The organism is Telluria sp. ZT3P25 (assembly GCF_059685895.1).
Genome location: NZ_JCASIJ010000001.1, coordinates 1953266 through 1970749, shown reverse-complemented (window position 1 = coordinate 1970749; position 17484 = coordinate 1953266). Strand labels below are relative to the sequence as shown.

Here is a 17484-nt window from a genome sequence, read left to right as displayed (position 1 = left end):
CACTTACCATGACGACTTCCAGCTACCCCGATACCCGTCTCCTCATCGCCAACGAATGGCACGACGCCAGCGGCGGCAAGACCATCCCGGTAATTAATCCGGCCACCGGCCAGCCGATCGGCAAGGTCGCCCACGCCAGCATCGCCGACCTCGATCGCGCGCTGGCCGCCGCCCAGAAGGGCTTCGAGACCTGGCGCGCCGTGCCTGCTGCCGAACGCGCCGCGATCATGCGCCGCGCCGCGACGCTGCTGCGCGAGCGCGCCGGCGACATCGCGCGCCTGCTGACGCAGGAGCAGGGTAAACCGCTGGCCGAAGCCAAGGGCGAGGCCATGGCCGGCGCCGAGATCATCGACTGGTTCGCCGCCGAGGGCATGCGCGTGTATGGCCGCATCGTCCCGTCGCGCAATCCCGCCGCCCAGCAACTCGTGCTGAAGGAGCCGGTGGGCCCGGTCGCCGCGTTCACGCCATGGAACTTCCCGATCAACCAGATCGTGCGCAAGCTTGCTGCGGCGCTCACCACCGGCTGCTCGTTCCTGTGCAAGGCGCCGGAAGAAACCCCGGCTTCGCCAGCAGCGCTGCTGCAGTGCTTCGTCGATGCCGGCCTGCCGCCGGGCGTCGTCGGCCTGGTGTTTGGCGATCCGGCTGAAATTTCTGGTTATCTGATTCCGAGCCCGATCATCCGCAAGGTGACGTTCACCGGCTCGACACCGGTGGGCAAGCAGCTGGCCGCGCTGGCCGGCGCGCACATGAAGCGCGCGACGATGGAACTGGGCGGCCATGCGCCGGTCATCATCGCCGAAGATGCCGACGTGGCGCTGGCCGTCAAGGCGGCCGGTGCGGCCAAGTTCCGCAATGCCGGCCAGGTGTGCATTTCGCCGACCCGCTTCCTCGTGCATAACGCCGTCAAGGCCGAGTTCACGCGCGCACTCGTGCAGCACGCCGAAAGCCTCAAGCTGGGCGACGGCATGGCCGATGGCACGACGCTCGGCCCATTGGCCAACGCGCGCCGCCTGGACGCGATGGCCAAGGTGGTCGACGATGCGCGCGCACGCGGCGCCACGGTGGCAACCGGCGGTGAGCGCGTCGGCAACAGCGGCAACTTCTTCGCACCGACGATCCTGGCCGACGTGCCACTGGACGCGAGCATGTTCAACGACGAGCCGTTCGGCCCGATCGCCGGCATCCGCGGCTTTGACAGCCTGGAAGACATGATCGCGGAAGCCAACCGCCTGCCGTACGGCCTGGCCGGTTATGCGTTCACGCGCTCGATCAAGAACGCGCAGTTGCTGATGAACCGCGTCGAAGTCGGCATGTTGTGGATCAATCAGCCGGCCACGCCAAGCGCCGAGCTGCCGTTTGGCGGCATCAAGGATTCGGGCTACGGTTCGGAAGGCGGGCCGGAGGCGCTGGAATCGTATCTGAATACGAAGGCCGTCTCGATGGTGGGCGTGTAAGCGACGGTGTCGTGGTGCGGCTGCATCGGGTGTCACAATTTGTAGGATAATGCGCCGTTGTGGCGGGGTATAATTCGGCCCGCCACCGGCTTCTGCACTCTTCAGATGCCACTTATCTCTGTAGAGTGACACCATGAATTTCCACCAGCGCGCATGACGCAGGCCATCCTGACGCTCAATGTCGATACCGAATTCGATGTGATCGCGGCGCGCCAGCGTGCGCGCCAGATCGCGGGCGCGTGCGGCTTCGGTTCGGTCGACCAGGCCCGCATTGGCACGGTCGTCTCTGAACTGGCGCGCAACATTTTCAATTATGCCGGCGCGGGTGTGGTGTCTTTCTCGGCCGAAGGCGCGGCCGCGCCGCAGCATCTGTCCATCACGTTTTCTGACCGCGGGCCGGGGATCGCCGATGTCGGGCATGTCCTCTCGGGCAGTTACCGGTCGACGTCGGGCATGGGCGTGGGTATCCTGTCGGCGCGCCGGCTGATGGACCAGTTCGAGATCGCCAGCGATGCCTCGGGCACCCGCGTTACGGTGGGCAAGCGCTTTCCTGCACAGACGGGTTTCCTCAGTGCTGATGGGTTCGCCCCGCTGGTGGCGCAATTTGAAACGTTGCCCAATCACGCGGCGCTGTCCGAAGCGCGGCACCAGAACCGCGAGCTCGCCGACGCCCTCGGTGCGCTGCAGGCACGGCAGGAAGAGTTGCAACTCGTCTCGACCCGCCTGGAAGAGCGCAACCGCAATATCGAAGCACTGAACGACTTGCTGGACGACAAGGCCGAGGCACTGCAGAAAGCCGATCGCAGCAAGGACGAGTTCCTGGCTACGCTCAGCCACGAGCTGCGCGGACCGCTGTCGGCGGCCGCCATGGCTGCGAGCATGCTGCTGCCCGCCGGCGTCACGTCGCAGCGCGCGAACCAGATGGGCGAATTGATCCGGCGCCAGGTCACGCACATGAGCCGGCTGGTCGAAGATCTGCTGGACGTGTCGCGCGTGAGCCGCGGCCTTGTCCAGCTGGAAAAAGCGCCGGTGCAACTCGCTGACGTGATCGCCGCGGCGCTCGAACAGGTGCAGTCAGCGGCAAGCCAGAAGCAACATCGCATCGAACTGGCGGCGGGCGCGCCCAGCCTGCTGGTGCTGGGCGACCGCACCCGCCTGATCCAGGTTGTGAGCAATCTGCTGACCAACGCGATCCGCTACACGGATAGTGGGGGCATGATTCACGTCACCCTCGAAAAACGGGGCCGGATGGCAGCGCTACGCGTCACCGACAACGGCATGGGCATTGCGCCCGACCTGATGCCGCGCCTGTTCGACCTCTATGTCCAGGCCGAACGCTCGACCGACCGCACCGGCGGCGGCCTGGGCCTCGGGCTCGCCCTCGTCAAGAACCTGGTCGAAGCCCACGACGGCACCGTGACCGCCTCCAGCCTGGGTCACAACCAGGGCAGCACCTTCACCATCCTCCTGCCGCTGCATACCGACCGCCGCGTGTAACCACCGGAAGCATGCGGGTGTTGCGGGTGTAAACGGAAGCCGCCCGGGCCGGCCTTGGGGGCCGGCGCCGGGCGGCGCGGGTGGTGCTTGTTAATGCTGGATTAGTACATCAATCTTCCTGGAAGGCTTCTTCGCGTTTCTTGCGCAGCGAAGGCAGCAGCACGACGATCATGGCAGCAGCGGCCAGGCCGAGCATGACGCCCGAGATCGGACGCTCGATGAATACCATTGGATCGGCGCGCGAGAGCAGCAGGGCGCGGCGCAGGTATTCTTCCATCATCGGGCCGATGATGAAACCGAGCAGCATCGGCGCGGGTTCCAGTTCGAGCTTGGCGCACAGGTAGCCCAGCAGGCCGAACAGCGCCATCAGGTAGACGTCGAAGGTGCTGTTGTTCAAGCTGAACACACCGATCGCGCAGAACATCAGGATGGCCGGATACAGCATCTGGTACGGCACCATGATCATGCGCACCCAGATGCCGATCATCGGCAGGTTCAGCACGACGAGGAACAGGTTACCGACCCACATCGAGACGATCAGACCCCAGAACAGGCCAGGCTGCTCGGTCATGACGGCTGGACCAGGCTGGATGCCCTGGATGATCATTGCGCCGATCATCAGCGCCATCACGGGATTCGACGGAATGCCCAGCGTCAGCATCGGGATGAACGAGGTCTGTGCGCCCGCATTGTTCGCCGCTTCCGGCGCCGCAACGCCTTCGATGGCGCCCTTGCCGAAGTTGGCTGCGTTCTTCGACACTTTCTTTTCGAGCGAGTACGACGCGAACGAGGCCAGCATCGCGCCGCCGCCCGGCAGGATGCCCAGCAGCGAGCCCAGGCCCGTGCCGCGGATGACCGGCCACATGATGCGCTTGAAGTCTTCCTTGTCGAGCATCAGCCCGGTGACTTTCTTCATCACCAGGTTACGGTCTTCGTTGTGCTCGAGGTTGCGGATGATTTCGCCGATACCGAACATGCCCATGGCGACGATGACGAAGTTGATGCCGTCAGCCAGTTCCGGCATGTCGAAGGTGTAGCGCGCCGAACCCGAGTTGACGTCGGTGCCGACCACGCCCAGCAGCAGGCCAAGCAGCACCATGCCGATGGCCTTGAGCAGCGAGCCACTGGCCAGAACGACCGAGGCCACCAGGCCCAGCACCATCAGCGAGAAGTATTCGGCCGGGCCGAATTCGAGGGCCAGGTCGGCCAGCGGCGGCGCGGCCACGGCCAGCAGGATCGTGGCGACGGTACCGGCGAAGAACGACGAGATCGCCGCAGTGGCCAGCGCCTTGCCGGCCTGGCCGTTGCGGGCCATCTGGTAGCCATCCAGCGCTGTCACCACCGACGAGGATTCGCCGGGCAGGTTGACCAGAATGGCCGTGGTCGAACCACCGTATTGTGCGCCGTAGTAGATACCGGCCAGCATGATCAGCGCCGACTCTGGCGGCAGGCCGAACGTGGCCGGCAGCAGCATGGCGATGGTGGCAATCGGGCCCAGGCCCGGCAGGACGCCCACTGCGGTGCCGACGAACACGCCGACGAGGCAGTAGAACAGGTTTTGCATGGACAGGGCCGTCTCGAGGCCCAGTGCGAGGTTACTGAAAAGTTCCATAATTATTTAATTCCCACCGAGCCAAGGGCCAATGATCGGCATCGGCAAGCCAAGCAGCTTGACGAACAGACCGACTGCAAACAACGTCATGCCCACGGCCAGCGCGAGTGACTTCTTCAGATCGAATTTATCGCTGGCGTACGCGCTGATCAGGATCAGCAGGAAGCCTGCAGGCACCAGGCCGGCATTGCGCACCAGGAAACCGAACAGCAGCACGGCGGCCAGCACGATCGTCAGTTCGCGATAGTAGATACGGCCGATCGCTTCGCCGGGACGGAAGAACGAGCGCACGAACGAGGCAACGCCGATCAGCGAAAGCAGGGCGCCCAAAACGATCGGGAAGTAGGCCGGACCCATGCGGCCGGCACTGCCCATTTCGTACTCCTGGCCGATGATCACGGCGCTCAGACCGAAGAATAGAAAGACAATGCCACTCCAGAAGTCTTTCGGATGGCGGATAAATGCTGGCACGGTGGTGGTCCCCTTTATTGTGGTGCAGATGCGGTGATGCAGTTGCAGATGCAGCGGTTCGAAAAGCGTGAATGCAGATCACTGATGCAGCCCCGCACGCGCACGACGGCCAGGCTGCAGATGCGACGACGCTGCACCGCAGCCGGACAGGCCGGCGCGGCGCGAGCGCGTCAATGCGGCATCAGTCGGCGAAGGCGCCGGCTTTCTTGATGATCGGACCCCACAGGTCGATCTGCTGTTTCAGGTGCGTGCGCAGGGCTTCCGGCGTGGCCTGATTGGCCGGGACCGGCTCGGTGCCCAGATCGGCGAAGCGCTTGACCACGTTCGGATCGCGCAGCGCAGCGCGCAGGGCGTTCGACAGCGCGTCGACCGTTGGCTTCGGCGTGCCTTTCGGCGCGTACAGGCCGTGCCAGACGCCGACTTCGAAGCCGGGCAGGCCAGCCTTGTCCAGTGTCGGCAGGTTCGGCAGCGAGGCGACCGGGGTCTTGGTCGTCACGCCGTAGGCCTTGATCTTGCCGCCCTTGATCTGGCTGGTGGTGTTAGTGGTCTGGTCGCACATGAAGTCAACCTGGCCGCCCAGCAGGTCGTTCATCGCCGGACCGGTGCCCTTGTAGGGCACGGTGGTCAGTTCGACGCCCATCGCGGTCTGCAGCAGCATGCCGCACAGGTGCGATGCCGAACCCAGGCCCGCGTGCGCGTAGGTGACCTTGTCCTTGTTGGCTTTCACGTACGTGATCAGCTCTTTCATGTCCTTGGCCGGGAAGTTCGCCTTGGCGACGACGGTCATCGGCACGTCGGTGATCAGGCCGATCGGCTCGAAGCTCGTGATCGCGTCGTACGGCAGCTTGCGGTACAGCGCCGGCGCAGTCGATTGACCGATGTGGTGCAGGAACAGCGTGTAGCCGTCGGGTGCGGACTTGGCGGCGCGCGCGGCGCCGATGGTGCCCCCGGCACCGCCGACGTTCTCGACGATGATCTGCTGCTTGAGCGTGGTGCCCATCGATTGCGCAACGAGGCGTGCCACGGTGTCGGTCGGCCCGCCGGCTGCAAACGGCACGATCATGGTGATGGGTTTGGTCGGGTAGGCCTGGGCATGGGCCAGTCCAGTGCCGAAAGCAGTCAGGCAGGCAGCTGCGCACAGCATCTTGAGCTTCATGGTGTCGTCCTCGTATCTCGTTCTTGGTTTGGGTTTGCAGCCAGCACTATTTCTGTGCCGTGCTGCCGTGCGGCGTTGTCTTACGCACCAGATGTTTTACCAGCAAACATATTGTTGTGCAACTACGTGGAAACACGTATGTGGTGTGCATGACGCTTTTTCCGGTAAAAATGAAACCGCAAAAAACGCCGTTCCATACGCAAAAACGCCATCCGAAGATGGCGTTCATGGTCACTGCAGCGCCGTATTGTCAGACCGGCGGCTGGACCGGGAGTTCCTCGTCACCCATCAGCAGCTTTGCCGGCGTCATCGGCGTTGTGCGCAGGCGCGTGCCGGTGGCATGGAAGATCGCGTTCGAGATCGCGGCCGCCACGCCCACGATACCGATCTCGCCCACGCCCTTGGCCCCCAACTGCTTGCTCACGATGCGGTCGTCTTCTTCCACGAAGATCACGTCGATGTCGTGGATGTCGGCATTGACCGCCACGTGGTACTCGGCGAAGTTGTGGTTCATGAAGCGCCCGTACTTGTGATCGGTATGGGTTTCTTCATGCAGGGCCTGGCTGATGCCCCAGACGACCGCGCCGCTGATCTGGCTGGCCGCCGTCTTGGCACTGATGATGCGGCCCGCGGCAATGGCGCTGACGACACGCGTGACGCGCACCATGCCGAGCTTTTCGTTCACGCGCACTTCGCAGAAGACGGCCGAGTGCACGGCGCGCGCGTACTTGCGCTGCTTGAGCATCTGCGGCGTCATGAAGTACTTCTCTTCGACCTGATCCACACCGGCATTGGCCAGCACCTGCGTCAGTTCCACGCGGCGCGACGGATCGGTTTTCAGGAACACCGCGCCATCGCCGAACTCCACGTCGCGCATGCGCGCCTTGGCAAGTGGCGAATTGTCCATCTTCAGTGCCAGCTTCAGCAGCGCCTTCTTGAGCTTTTCGCAGGCACCATGCACGCCCGAGCCCACGGTCGTCACGTGCGACGAACCACCCTCGATCGGCGCCATCGGCAGCGTCGAGTCGCCCAGCTGGAACGTCACCAGTTCCATCGGCAAGCCCATGGCTTCGGCGGCAATCATCGACATCACGGTATAGGTACCGGTGCCGATATCGGTGGCGGCGCTGCTCACGACCAGGCGGCCATTGCTGTGCATCACGGCACTGACACGCGCGACCATCACCATTGCATCCCAGATCCCGGTCGCCATGCCCCAGCCCACCAGTTCATCGCCGTCAGGCATCGAGCGCGGCTCGATCGGGCGCTTTTCCCAGCCAAAGCGCTCGGCGCCCTGGCGGTAGCATTCGCGCAGTTCCTTGCTCGAAAATGGCTTGTCTTCGATCGGCGAGATCTCGGTGTAGTTCTTCAGGCGCAGTGCCAGCGGATCCATTTTCAATTCATAGGCCAGCTCGTCCATCGCCACTTCCATGGCGTGCACGCCGTGGGCGGCGCCCGGGGCGCGCATGTCCAGCGGCGTGAAGCGGTCGTTGGCGACCACCTGATAACCGAGCTTGATGTCGGTGCAGGCATACAGCTGGCCCGACCAGTTGACGATCACTTCGACGTAGTCTTCGAGACGCGAGGTTTCCTGGATTGCTTCGTGCCAGATTGCCTTGAGCGTACCGTCCGGCGCCGCGCCCAGACGGATGCGGTGACAGGTTTCCGGCCGGTGGCCGAAGCTGAACATCTGCTGGCGCGTCAGCACGACGCGCACCGAGCGCTCCAGTTGCAGCGCGCCCATCACGGCCAGCGGCAGCTGGTATTGCGGCCGCAGGCCGGAGCCGAAAGCGCCGCCCACGTACGGGTTACGCACCGTGACTTCGTCGCTCGACAGGCCGAAGCCGTGCGAGACATACCAACGGCTGTTCTGCGAACTTTGCGTCTTGTCGTAGACGGTCAGGTGGCCGTTTTCAGCGCGAATCACGGTCGAGGCGAACATCTCCATCGGATTGTGGTGCTCGACGCCGTTGTAGTACTGCGAGTCGACCCGCACCTCGGCCGCATCAAAGGCCTTTTCGCCATCGCCGATCGAGCTTGGCGGCACGAAGCCGGCCTTCATCTTGCGTGGCTCGTAGGCCTGGTCGAGGCTTTTCAGCAGGTTCGTTTCGTGTGCGTCGACATCGTAATGGACGCGTACCAGCGAGGCGGCATAGCGGCCGGCTTCGAAGGTCTCGGCCAGCACCAGTGCCACCGGCTGGCCGCTGTAGAAAATCTCGTCCGAGAACAGGGGACGGAACGGCGAGCCGGCTGGCGCCGTCATGTCTTTCCAGGCCAGGTCGAACGAGCGCATCTTGGGACGGTTCTCGTGCGTCATGACCGAAATCACGCCCGGTACGGCCAGTGCTTCGGTTGCGTCGATGCTGGTGATGCGGCCCTTGGCCACGGTGCCGCTGACGACCACGCCATAGGCCAGGTCGGGGGCAAAGTATTCGGCGGCGTACTGCGCCTCGCCGGTGACCTTGGCGCGGCCATCGATGCGCGAGACCGGCATGCCGCTTTTCACGCGGCCGGTGCCGGCCGGCGCGCTCGGGGCGCGCAGTTCTGGAATCAGGTCGGTCATGCTTGTTCTCCTTGTGCATCGAGTCCGCGGGCGTGGTCGGTGCCACGCGCGGCGGTGGTCAAGGCTTGCACGATGGCGTTGCGCGCCAGCGGCAGCTTGAAATCGTTTTGGCCAAAGCCCTGGGCGCCTTGCAGGATCGTCTCGGCCGCCTGCAGGAAGGCCGCTTCACCGACCGCCTTGCCGACGAGCGCTTCTTCGGCCGCTTCGACGCGCCATGGCTTGTGGGCCACGCCGCCGAGCGCAATACGCGCGGCGCGGATCGTGCCATCGGCATCCAGGTCCAGCGCAGCAGCCACCGACACCAGCGCAAATGCGTACGACAGACGGTCGCGCACCTTGATGTAGGCGCTGTGATCGATGAAGCGGTCGGCTTCGGGCACGGTGATGTGGGTGATCATTTCGCCGGGCTGCAGCGTGTTGTCGAGCTCGGGCTTATCGCCCGGCAGGCGATGGAAGTCGGCAAACGGGATCGCGCGTTCACCGCTCATCGAGCGCACATGCACGGTGGCGTCGAGCGCGCGCAGGGCGACACACATGTCCGACGGGTGGGTGGCGATACAGCTTTCGCTGGTGCCCAGGATCGCAAGCTGGCGGTTCAGGCCGTCGCGCGCCGGGCAGCCGGTGCCGGGTTCGCGCTTGTTGCAGGCCGTGCCGACGTCGTAGAAGTAGACGCAGCGGGTGCGCTGCATCAGGTTGCCGCCGTTGGACGCCATATTGCGCAATTGCGGCGAGGCGCCGGCCAGGATGGCCGTCGACAGCAGCGGATAGCGTTCGCGCACCAGCGGGTTGTAGGCGGTATCCGCGTTGCGGGCCAGCGCGCCGAGCATCAGGCCGCCGTCCTGTTCTTCGACCTGGTCCAGGCCCAGGTTGTTGATGTCGACCACGCGTGACGGCTTCATCACGCTTTCCTTCATCAGGTCGAGCAGGTTGGTGCCGCCCGCGATCGGGCGGGTGTCGGGGTCGAGCAGGGCGGCCAGCGCAGCGTCGATGTCCGTGGCTTGGGTAAAGGCGAACGGGTTCATGACAGCACCGCCCCGGTCGTGAAGCCTTCGGTGGTCTTTTTGGTGTCGCGCAGGTCCAGCATCTTGACGACGGCGTCGGCGATCTGCGGGTAAGCCCCGCAGCGGCACAGGTTGCCGCTCATGAGTTCACGCACATCGTCGCGCGTGGTGGCCTGGCCTTCGTTCAGCAGGCCCACAGCCGAACACAGCTGCCCCGGCGTACAGTAGCCGCACTGGAACGCGTCGCAATCGATGAAGGCCTGCTGCAGCGGATGCAGATCGTCGCCGGTGGCCAGGCCCTCGACGGTGGTGATCTCGCGGCCGTCCTGCATGACGGCCAGCGTCAGGCACGAGTTGATGCGCTTGCCGTCCACCAGTACGGTACAAGCGCCGCACTGGCCCTGGTCGCAACCCTTCTTGGTGCCGGTCATGCCGGCGCGCTCGCGCAGCAGGTCGAGCAGCGTTACCCAAGATTCGACGTTGAATTCGCGGTCCTGGCCGTTGATGCGCAGGCGCACCGGATGCTGCTGTTGATGTTCCATGTTCTTCCCCTCTGTGAGAAGGTATGAACATAACGTCCTGTTACATTTGCGACGGTTAGATAACGCACCTACATTAGGTATAGGTCAACATTGTTATCAGTGTCATTACGGCCCGCGGAACACGACGGTCTTGTTGCCGTCCACAAACACGCGGCGCTCGATGTGAAACTTGACTGCCGTGGCCAGTGCCAGGCATTCGTTGTCACGCCCCACGCGGGTGAGCTGGTCGACCCGGTAGTTGTGGTCCACGCGTGTGAGCACCTGTTCGATGATCGGGCCTTCGTCGAGATCCGGCGTGGCGTAGTGGGCCGTCGCGCCAATGAGCTTGACGCCCCGGTCGAACGCCTGCTGGTATGGCTTGGCACCCTTGAAGCCGGGCAGGAACGAGTGGTGGATATTGATGCACTTGCCGGCCAGACGGCGCGCCAGGCCATCGGACAGGATCTGCATGTAGCGCGCCAGGATCACGAGTTCGGAGTCGGTTTCATCGACGATTTCCAGCAGGCGCGCCTCTTGCTGCGCCTTGTTGTCCTTGGTCACCGGTAAAAAGATGAAGCGGATCCCTTCGCGCTCGACCATCGGGCGCAGGTCGAGGTGGTTCGACACCACGGCCGTGATCGACAGATTGAGTTCGCCCGTGCGGCGCCGGTACAGCAGGTCATCGAGGCAGTGATCGGTCTTCGAGACCATGATCACGGTGCGCACCGGATCGAGCGGATCGAAGATTTTCCAGCCCATATCCAGGCGCGTGGCGACCGTGCTGTCGAATTCGGCGCGGATGGCGTCGATGGAAGGCGAATTGTCTTGCTGGCGGAACACGGCGCGCATGAAGAAGCGTGCGGTCGAATCGTCGTCGAACTGTTCCAGCGCGCAGATGTAGCAATCGCGTTCGGCCAGGAACGTCGCGACGGCTGCGACGATACCGATGCCGGCCGGGCAGCTGGCGTGGAGGATGTATTCGGGGCGATTGGACGGCGTGATGTCGCTGGTGCTGCGCATGCTGGTTCCTGTCGGTGGTGAGGCGATGTTGTCAAGACAGCTAGAATGCGCGATGCAACGGCGGGCGTCAAGCGCATGCTACGATGCGCGTTTTTTCTGCCCGTTCATCGCGATGTCCACATCGTTGCGCCCAATGCTCCCTGCCGATCTCGACGCCGTGCTGCGCATCCAGGCCGCCTGCTATCCGGCCGCGATGCAGGAGCCGGCAGCGGTTGTCGCAGCCCGCATGGCGGTGGCGTGCGATACCTGCCTGGTGGCCAGTCACGAGGGCAGTGTGCACGGCTACCTGTTTGCCTATCCGTCTCGCCTGGGGCGGGTGACGGACCTGAACGCACCGTTCACGGTAGCGCGCCAGCCGGACACGCTGTACTTGCACGACCTGGCAATCGAACCGTGTGCACTGGGGCGCGGCCTGGCGCGTGCGCTGGTGGGCGACGCACTGCGTCTGGCGCGCTCGCTGGGCCTGGCGCATGCGGCCCTGGTATCGGTACAGGACAGCGCGGGCTTCTGGCAGGCACTGGGCTGGCGCGCTGCATCGACCGACAATGCCGGCCTGGACACCTATCCGCCTGGCGCGCTGTACATGGTGCGCACGCCCGCCTAGGCTTTACTGCACCCGGCGCACCTTGGCCGAGCTGTTGCCGCCATCGATTTTCAGGAACAGCGTGCCGAACACGTTGCGTTCGATCGTCACCGGTGCATCCTTCATGCGCGGCAGGACGGCGTCGCTGCCGTCGATGATGCGCCAGACCTGGCCATTGGCCAGGCGGATCTGCGAGCCCGGTCCCCAGCCATCGAAGTCGCCCACGACCGTGCTGCGGATCGATGCCGGTTGCGCTTCGCGCTCCTTGACCGCTTCCATGCCGAAGTTCTGTTCCGGGGTGCGCGCCGGGACGGCGGCCGCAGCCGTCCGAGCGACGCCGACGGGAATCGCGTCGTAGCAGGCCACGCGCGTGGCGATATCAGGCAAGGCGCGGCACTTGAGCAGCGCGGCATCGTCGGCAACAGCAGTGCCGCTGGCAACCAGCAGGGCAACCATGAGGACGGGCAGGGGCAGGGCTTTCATCGGGGTCCTTCGGGTAAGTGGAATCGTGCCCCGGCCTCGGGGCGCCCACGATTATAGGGGATGCGCCGGGCGGCCGTGACCATGGCACTGGCCGTTGTAACTGTGACATGCTTTGTCGGAGAATCTGACACCGCGATTACCCCGGCTACGCATCCATCATAAATGTTGTTTGGAATCAATGGGATGCTGACATGGGATTTACAGGCGCGATTCTTGCAGAGGTACGGTAGGAACTTTCCGAGGAGATCACTGATGACGCGCATTGCCCCCATCGTCGCACTTCTTGCCGCCACCCTGGCACTACCGGCGCAGGCCGCGGTCACGTACAGCTGGCAGCAAGTGAGCGCATCCAGCTCGATGCCAACTGGCCTGAACCTGGAGCTGGCGTTCTCCGAGGAAGCCGTCGCCGCCGGCTCGCTATCCCTGAATATCCGCAATGAATGCGACCTTGGCCCGCCATGCGTGGATACGCAAACGAGCCTGCTGTCGTTGCGCTACTGGTTCGACCATCCTGCCATTAGCGGCCAGCACAATCTGATCGACTATCGCTACCTGACCCCGCCGCGCAATTATTACGACCGGATCGTCATGGACCTGACGTTCCTGCCGGGTGGCCTGCTTGGCGGCAGCATCTTTGCCTCGGATGGCAATTCGGATTTCCGGATGGCGAGCCAGGGCGCCCTGTTCAGCGTGACCGCCGCCAACAGCGATGAACCGTTCGGCTGCGGTCTGCAGTACCCGGATTGCAGTGGCGCCAGTGGCATGCTCGTAGCGGCGGCGCTGGACGTGACCGAGGTGCCGGAGCCGGCCACGGGCGCCATCGTCGGGATCGGGCTGGTCGCAGCCTGGTGCGCACGCCGCCGCTGGCGTCAGTCGCGCAGCAACGCCTGACGAACCGGCCTCCAGTTCAGTTGGCCGGCGCCAGCAAGGCGGCAGTGTCCGCGGCGCCCATCTTCAGCGCCGCATCGTAGGCGGTCACGCCGGACGCGTCGCGCGCGGCCGGGTCGGCGCCGCGCGCCATCAGCAGTTCGGCGATGGCGACCCGGTTGAACATCGCGGCGAACATCAGCGCGGTCCGGCCCGACGGACCGGTCACGTCCGGCATTGCGCCGTTATCGAGGAGCAGCATCGTGATAGGCAAGTCGCCCTTGAATGCAGCGCCGTGCAACGGCATTTGGCCCGCATCGTTGATCGTGTGCGGATCGGCGCCGTGCTCGAGCAAGACGCGCGTCGCGTCCAGGTGGCCGTGGTAGCTGGCCAGCATCAGCAGGGTGTCGCCTTTTTCGTTGCGCAGGTTCGGCGGCAGGCCGCGCGACAGGAAGGCGGCGAGATGATCGGCGTCGCCGGTCCGCGCGTACTGGAACATATTGCGCGCCATGTTCAGCGCAGCCTCGTCCAGCTCTGCTTTTGTCGGCGTTGCCTCGTGGTCGTTCGTGTGCATTGCGTGCTCCGGATCGAAATAAAGGTTGATTAAAACATATCTCAATCCGGCGCGTGGCCTACACGCTCTGGCGTGCGGCCCCATGCTTGGTGGCTTCATGGAGCCAGACCGGCAGCGCCAGCGCCGGCAGCAACATGCCAACCAGCAGCGCCGCATGCCAGCCGTGGGCGGCGTACACCCAGCCGCCCAGCGCGGAACCCAATGCGCCGCCGGCGAAGAACAGCGCGAAGTACAGGCCATTGAGGCGACTGCGCATGTCGGCGCCCAGTGCGAACAGCGCGCGCTGGCCCAGCACCAGATTGGCGGCCACCGCAGCGTCCAGGGCGATGGCGGCCACCGCCAGCAGACCGAGCGCGACCGGCTTGGAAGATGGGGCAAACAGGGGCAGGAGGAAACTCAGCGCACCAACCACGAGTGCGACGGCGGTGGCTTTCAGCGTGTGGCCGGCATCGGCCAGGCGGCCGGCGACCGGTGAGGCCACGGCGCCGGCCATCCCGACCAGGGCAAACAGCGCGATGCCATTTTGCGTGAGGCCAAACGCGGGACTGGCCAGCGCCTGCGGCGCGACGGTCCAGAACAGGCTGAATGCGCCAAACAGGCCGGCGTGATACAGCGCGCGCTGGCGCAGCACCACGGTCGTGGTCAACAGCGGCCATAACGAGCCGATCAGGCGGCGGTACGGTTGCGTCGCCGTCGGCTGGCGCAGCGGCAACTTAATATGCAGCAGCACGGCCAGCAGGGCGACCAGCGCAGCGGCGATGCCGAACACGGTTTGCCAGCCACCCAGTCCGGCGAGCACGCTCGCGACCGGGCGCGCCACCATGATCCCGAGCAGCAGGCCGCTGACGACCTTGCCGACGACCTGGCCGCGTGTGGCCTCCGGCGCCAGGTGGGCGGCAAATGGCACCAGCACCTGGGCCACGACGGCGCCCAGGCCGATGGCCAGCGCGGCCAGCAGAAACGCCCACGCCGTAGTGGCGGTGGCCGCGACCACCAGTGCGCCGCTGGTCACGAGCAGCCCGGTGACGATCAGGCGCCGGTTTTCCAGCAGGTCGCCGAGCGGGACGATGAACAAGAGTCCCAGCGTGTAGCCGATCTGGGTCAGGGTGACAATCAGACCCGCCGCAGCGGGCGGCAAGCCCAGTGCCGCGCCAATCGGGCCGACCAGAGGCTGCGCATAATACAGGTTGGCGACGATGATGCCGGCGGCGGCCGCCAGCAGCATGACCATGCCGGACGAGATGGAGGGTGATCTGGGGGTGTTCATGGCGAACTCCATGGGATTGGTGAGGGAATGCCGCCATGGTAGGCAATGTGCGCGCAAAGATAATCAGGGCATAATGCCCTTATACCATTCACTTTATATGAACAATCATGGACAAGGTGAAAGCGATGCACACGTTCGTGCGCATCGTCGAGGCAAACAGTTTCACGCGCGCGGCCGAGTCGCTCGACCTGCCGCGCGCGTCGCTGACAGCCACGCTGCAGAATCTCGAACGCTACCTGGGAGCGCAACTTCTGCAGCGCACGACGCGCCGGCTGTCGCTGACGCCCGAGGGCGAGCGCTACTACGCCCACTGCAGTGCCATTCTGGCCGCCATCGACGACGCCGAGTCTGACTTCCTGGGCGAGCAAGCCGGCCGGATGCAGGGCCGGTTGCGCATCGATCTGCCGGGCGCGCTGGGCCGCGCGATCGTGCTGCCGCGCATTAGTGAATTTCGCCAGGCGTATCCGGCGCTCGATCTGACCATCAGCCTGGGCGACCGCCTGGTCGACCTGACCGCCGAAGGCATCGACTGCGCGTTGCGTGTGGGCGACCTGCCTGACTCGAGCCTGGTGGCACGCCGGATCGGCCTGATGCGCTTCGTGATTGCCGCCACGCCCGGCTATCTGGCGCGGCGGGGCGTGCCTGCGACGGTCGATGAACTGGCCCAGCACGATGCGATCGTGCATTTTTCGGGCCGCACCGGCCGCGCGTTCGAGTGGACGCTTGCAGGGGAAGAAACAGCGGAGGACGTAGTCCGTGTGGCCATTCATGGCGGCCTCGCCGTCAACGATGCCGAGGCCAACCTGCTGTGCGCGCTGCAGGGACTGGGACTGGCGCAACTGGCGCGCTACCAGGTGCGTACGCACGTGGCGCAGGGCGCGCTGGCCGTGGTGCTGCCCGCCCTGTGCCCGACGCCGATGCCGGTGTCCCTGTTGTACCCGCGGGGCCGCATCGCCAATCCGCGCCTGCAGGCGTTTGCCACCTGGCTGGCGGGGGTGTTCGAGGCCGACCCCGACCTGCGCCTGGCGCAGGATTAGCGCGTGGTCACGCCGAAGGGCGTGTCGGATGCTGGTCTGCAGCGTCGCGCTGCCCATCATAGCGGGGTTTCCCGCTATGATGTCAGGCGGTGCCCGCCCAGGGTGCCGGCCCCTGCGATCAACCCAGCCACTGGAGCATCATGAAGACGTACCTGACCCTGACCCTGGCGGCGACCTTCGCCGTCGCCGCGATCCCTGCCGCCCACGCGAATCCCGACCTGGCCAAGGCCAAGGCCTGCATGGCGTGCCATGCCATCGGCGCCAAGCTGGTCGGCCCGGCCTACAAGGATGTCGCGGCCAAGTACGCCAAGGATGCCGGCGCCGAAGCGCGTCTGGTCCAGAAGATCCAGAAAGGCAGCAGTGGCACCTGGGGCCCGATCCCGATGCCGGCCAATCCACAGGTCACCGAAGCCGACGCCAAGGTCCTGGCGAAATGGATCCTGGCGCAGAAATGAGCCACCGGCGGCCCTGACCGGGGCCGCCCTGACCGTGCCTGGCGCGTTCTTTGCATACAAGCAAGGAATTTAACGCCAGGAGCGGCCGATGTTCTTGCATAACGACGTCATCGAATACCTCGATCCCCCCGGCCATGTGGTGCGGATTCTCTGGATCGACGATGCGCAGTCCATTGCCTACACCTTTGCTCTTCGCTGCGCGAGCGCCACGCCGCGCAGCACGCCCCTGCAGGTGCTGGTGGCCGACGTGTCGACGCGGCGCGCGCGCTTGCTGCTGACCGATCCGTGCCGTGCGCCGCGCACCGACGCCCCATCGGGCAAGCATCGCCTGCTGCAAATGAAGGCGTGGGATGTCGTAACGGCGCTGCACCGCGACGTGCCCCAGGTGTACCTGCCGCGACCGCGCGCGGCCATGCTTGCCGCCTACAGCCGCACCCATGCGATGTCCGTTGCCACGCTCATGCGCTACCTGCGCCGCTACTGGGAGCGGGGCCAGACGATCGACGCGCTCGTGCCCGATTACGCCAATTCCGGTGCACGCGGCAAGACGCGCACGGCCAGCGCCGGCGTCAAGCGCGGCCGCCCGCGCAATGCCGCAACAAGCGGCGCCAGTGCCGGGACCAATACCGATGCCGCGCTGCGGGCGTTGTTTGTGGCCGCTGCCGCGCAGTTTGCCGCCACCCATTCACGCTTCTCGCGGCCGGCGGCGTATCGCCAGATGCTGCGCGATCACTTCGCCGATAGTGCGCCCGGCGTCATTCCCAGCTATGGCCAGTTCAACTACTGGCTCGCGCGCGACGGCGTTGATCACACCCATTGAAGTGCGTATTTACGCCACAACAGTGCAGTGTCGATTTGGCATGCTCCGGGCGTGTGCGCGGCCTCGCCGTGCCGCCTGAGCGCGAATCTTGTCGGCGCCCGAC

At 65.2% G+C, this 17484-nt stretch carries 17 protein-coding genes; 7 read left to right on the top strand and 10 right to left on the bottom strand.

What is annotated here, in order from left to right:
* Window positions 1-8 precede the first annotated feature (8 nt).
* Both AC56LY_RS08885 and AC56LY_RS08880 read left to right on the top strand, forming a co-directional pair.
* Window positions 9-1454 carry an NAD-dependent succinate-semialdehyde dehydrogenase gene (locus tag AC56LY_RS08885; protein WP_499578446.1) on the top strand — a complete coding sequence of 482 codons (1446 nt, stop codon included), beginning with the start codon at window positions 9-11 and terminating at the stop codon, window positions 1452-1454.
* Between the two features lie 153 nt (window positions 1455-1607).
* On the top strand, window positions 1608-2951 hold the full coding sequence (locus AC56LY_RS08880; RefSeq protein ID WP_499578445.1) for an ATP-binding protein: 1344 nt from the start codon (window positions 1608-1610) through the stop codon (window positions 2949-2951).
* 109 nt (window positions 2952-3060) lie between these two features.
* Here the strand turns inward: AC56LY_RS08880 and AC56LY_RS08875 are convergent, their stop codons facing one another.
* From AC56LY_RS08875 to purU, 7 genes are all read right to left on the bottom strand, one after another.
* Window positions 3061-4563, bottom strand: coding sequence for a tripartite tricarboxylate transporter permease (locus AC56LY_RS08875; protein ID WP_499578443.1), 1503 nt, complete (start codon window positions 4561-4563; stop codon window positions 3061-3063).
* A gap of 6 nt (window positions 4564-4569) precedes the next feature.
* Window positions 4570-5034, bottom strand: a complete 465-nt coding sequence (locus AC56LY_RS08870) for a tripartite tricarboxylate transporter TctB family protein (protein ID WP_499578441.1) — start codon at window positions 5032-5034, stop codon at window positions 4570-4572.
* 181 nt (window positions 5035-5215) lie between these two features.
* Entirely contained in the window at window positions 5216-6190 is a 975-nt protein-coding gene (locus AC56LY_RS08865; RefSeq protein ID WP_499578440.1) for a tripartite tricarboxylate transporter substrate binding protein BugD, read from the bottom strand.
* A 250-nt stretch (window positions 6191-6440) separates the two neighbouring features.
* The gene (locus tag AC56LY_RS08860) at window positions 6441-8753 is read right to left on the bottom strand and encodes a xanthine dehydrogenase family protein molybdopterin-binding subunit (protein WP_499578439.1); all 2313 of its coding nucleotides are present in this window, start codon (window positions 8751-8753) and stop codon (window positions 6441-6443) included.
* Window positions 8750-9775, bottom strand: a complete 1026-nt coding sequence (locus AC56LY_RS08855) for an FAD binding domain-containing protein (protein WP_499578437.1) — start codon at window positions 9773-9775, stop codon at window positions 8750-8752. The genes AC56LY_RS08860 and AC56LY_RS08855 overlap by 4 nt, the downstream gene beginning before the upstream one ends.
* The gene (locus AC56LY_RS08850) at window positions 9772-10296 is read right to left on the bottom strand and encodes a (2Fe-2S)-binding protein (RefSeq protein WP_499578435.1); all 525 of its coding nucleotides are present in this window, start codon (window positions 10294-10296) and stop codon (window positions 9772-9774) included. Before AC56LY_RS08850 ends, AC56LY_RS08855 begins: the two co-directional genes overlap by 4 nt.
* Window positions 10297-10401: 105 nt before the next feature.
* A complete protein-coding gene (gene purU / locus AC56LY_RS08845; protein ID WP_499578433.1) occupies window positions 10402-11295 on the bottom strand; it encodes a formyltetrahydrofolate deformylase in 894 nt (297 codons plus the stop codon).
* Window positions 11296-11428: 133 nt separating this feature from the next.
* On the opposite strand from purU, the gene AC56LY_RS08840 reads away from it, so the two are divergent.
* Entirely contained in the window at window positions 11429-11899 is a 471-nt protein-coding gene (locus AC56LY_RS08840; RefSeq protein WP_499578431.1) for a GNAT family N-acetyltransferase, read from the top strand.
* A gap of 3 nt (window positions 11900-11902) precedes the next feature.
* Here the strand turns inward: AC56LY_RS08840 and AC56LY_RS08835 are convergent, their stop codons facing one another.
* Window positions 11903-12361, bottom strand: coding sequence for a hypothetical protein (locus tag AC56LY_RS08835; RefSeq protein ID WP_499578429.1), 459 nt, complete (start codon window positions 12359-12361; stop codon window positions 11903-11905).
* A gap of 252 nt (window positions 12362-12613) precedes the next feature.
* On the opposite strand from AC56LY_RS08835, the gene AC56LY_RS08830 reads away from it, so the two are divergent.
* A complete protein-coding gene (locus AC56LY_RS08830) occupies window positions 12614-13252 on the top strand; it encodes a PEP-CTERM sorting domain-containing protein (protein ID WP_499578428.1) in 639 nt (212 codons plus the stop codon).
* 16 nt (window positions 13253-13268) lie between these two features.
* Here the strand turns inward: AC56LY_RS08830 and AC56LY_RS08825 are convergent, their stop codons facing one another.
* Together AC56LY_RS08825 and AC56LY_RS08820 are read right to left on the bottom strand one after the other, a co-directional pair.
* Complete coding sequence (locus AC56LY_RS08825; protein WP_499578426.1) at window positions 13269-13802, bottom strand: ankyrin repeat domain-containing protein; 534 nt, start codon at window positions 13800-13802, stop codon at window positions 13269-13271.
* Window positions 13803-13860: 58 nt separating this feature from the next.
* Window positions 13861-15069: an MFS transporter gene (locus AC56LY_RS08820; protein ID WP_499578424.1), complete on the bottom strand. Its 1209-nt coding sequence runs from the start codon at window positions 15067-15069 to the stop codon at window positions 13861-13863.
* Between the two features lie 107 nt (window positions 15070-15176).
* Here AC56LY_RS08820 and AC56LY_RS08815 point away from each other — a divergent pair, with 107 nt between their 5' ends.
* From AC56LY_RS08815 to AC56LY_RS08805, 3 genes are all read left to right on the top strand, one after another.
* Window positions 15177-16106, top strand: a complete 930-nt coding sequence (locus AC56LY_RS08815; protein WP_499578423.1) for a LysR family transcriptional regulator — start codon at window positions 15177-15179, stop codon at window positions 16104-16106.
* 140 nt (window positions 16107-16246) lie between these two features.
* On the top strand, window positions 16247-16561 hold the full coding sequence (locus tag AC56LY_RS08810; RefSeq protein WP_499578421.1) for a c-type cytochrome: 315 nt from the start codon (window positions 16247-16249) through the stop codon (window positions 16559-16561).
* Window positions 16562-16649: 88 nt separating this feature from the next.
* Window positions 16650-17381 carry a hypothetical protein gene (locus tag AC56LY_RS08805; RefSeq protein WP_499578420.1) on the top strand — a complete coding sequence of 244 codons (732 nt, stop codon included), beginning with the start codon at window positions 16650-16652 and terminating at the stop codon, window positions 17379-17381.
* Window positions 17382-17484: the final 103 nt, after the last annotated feature.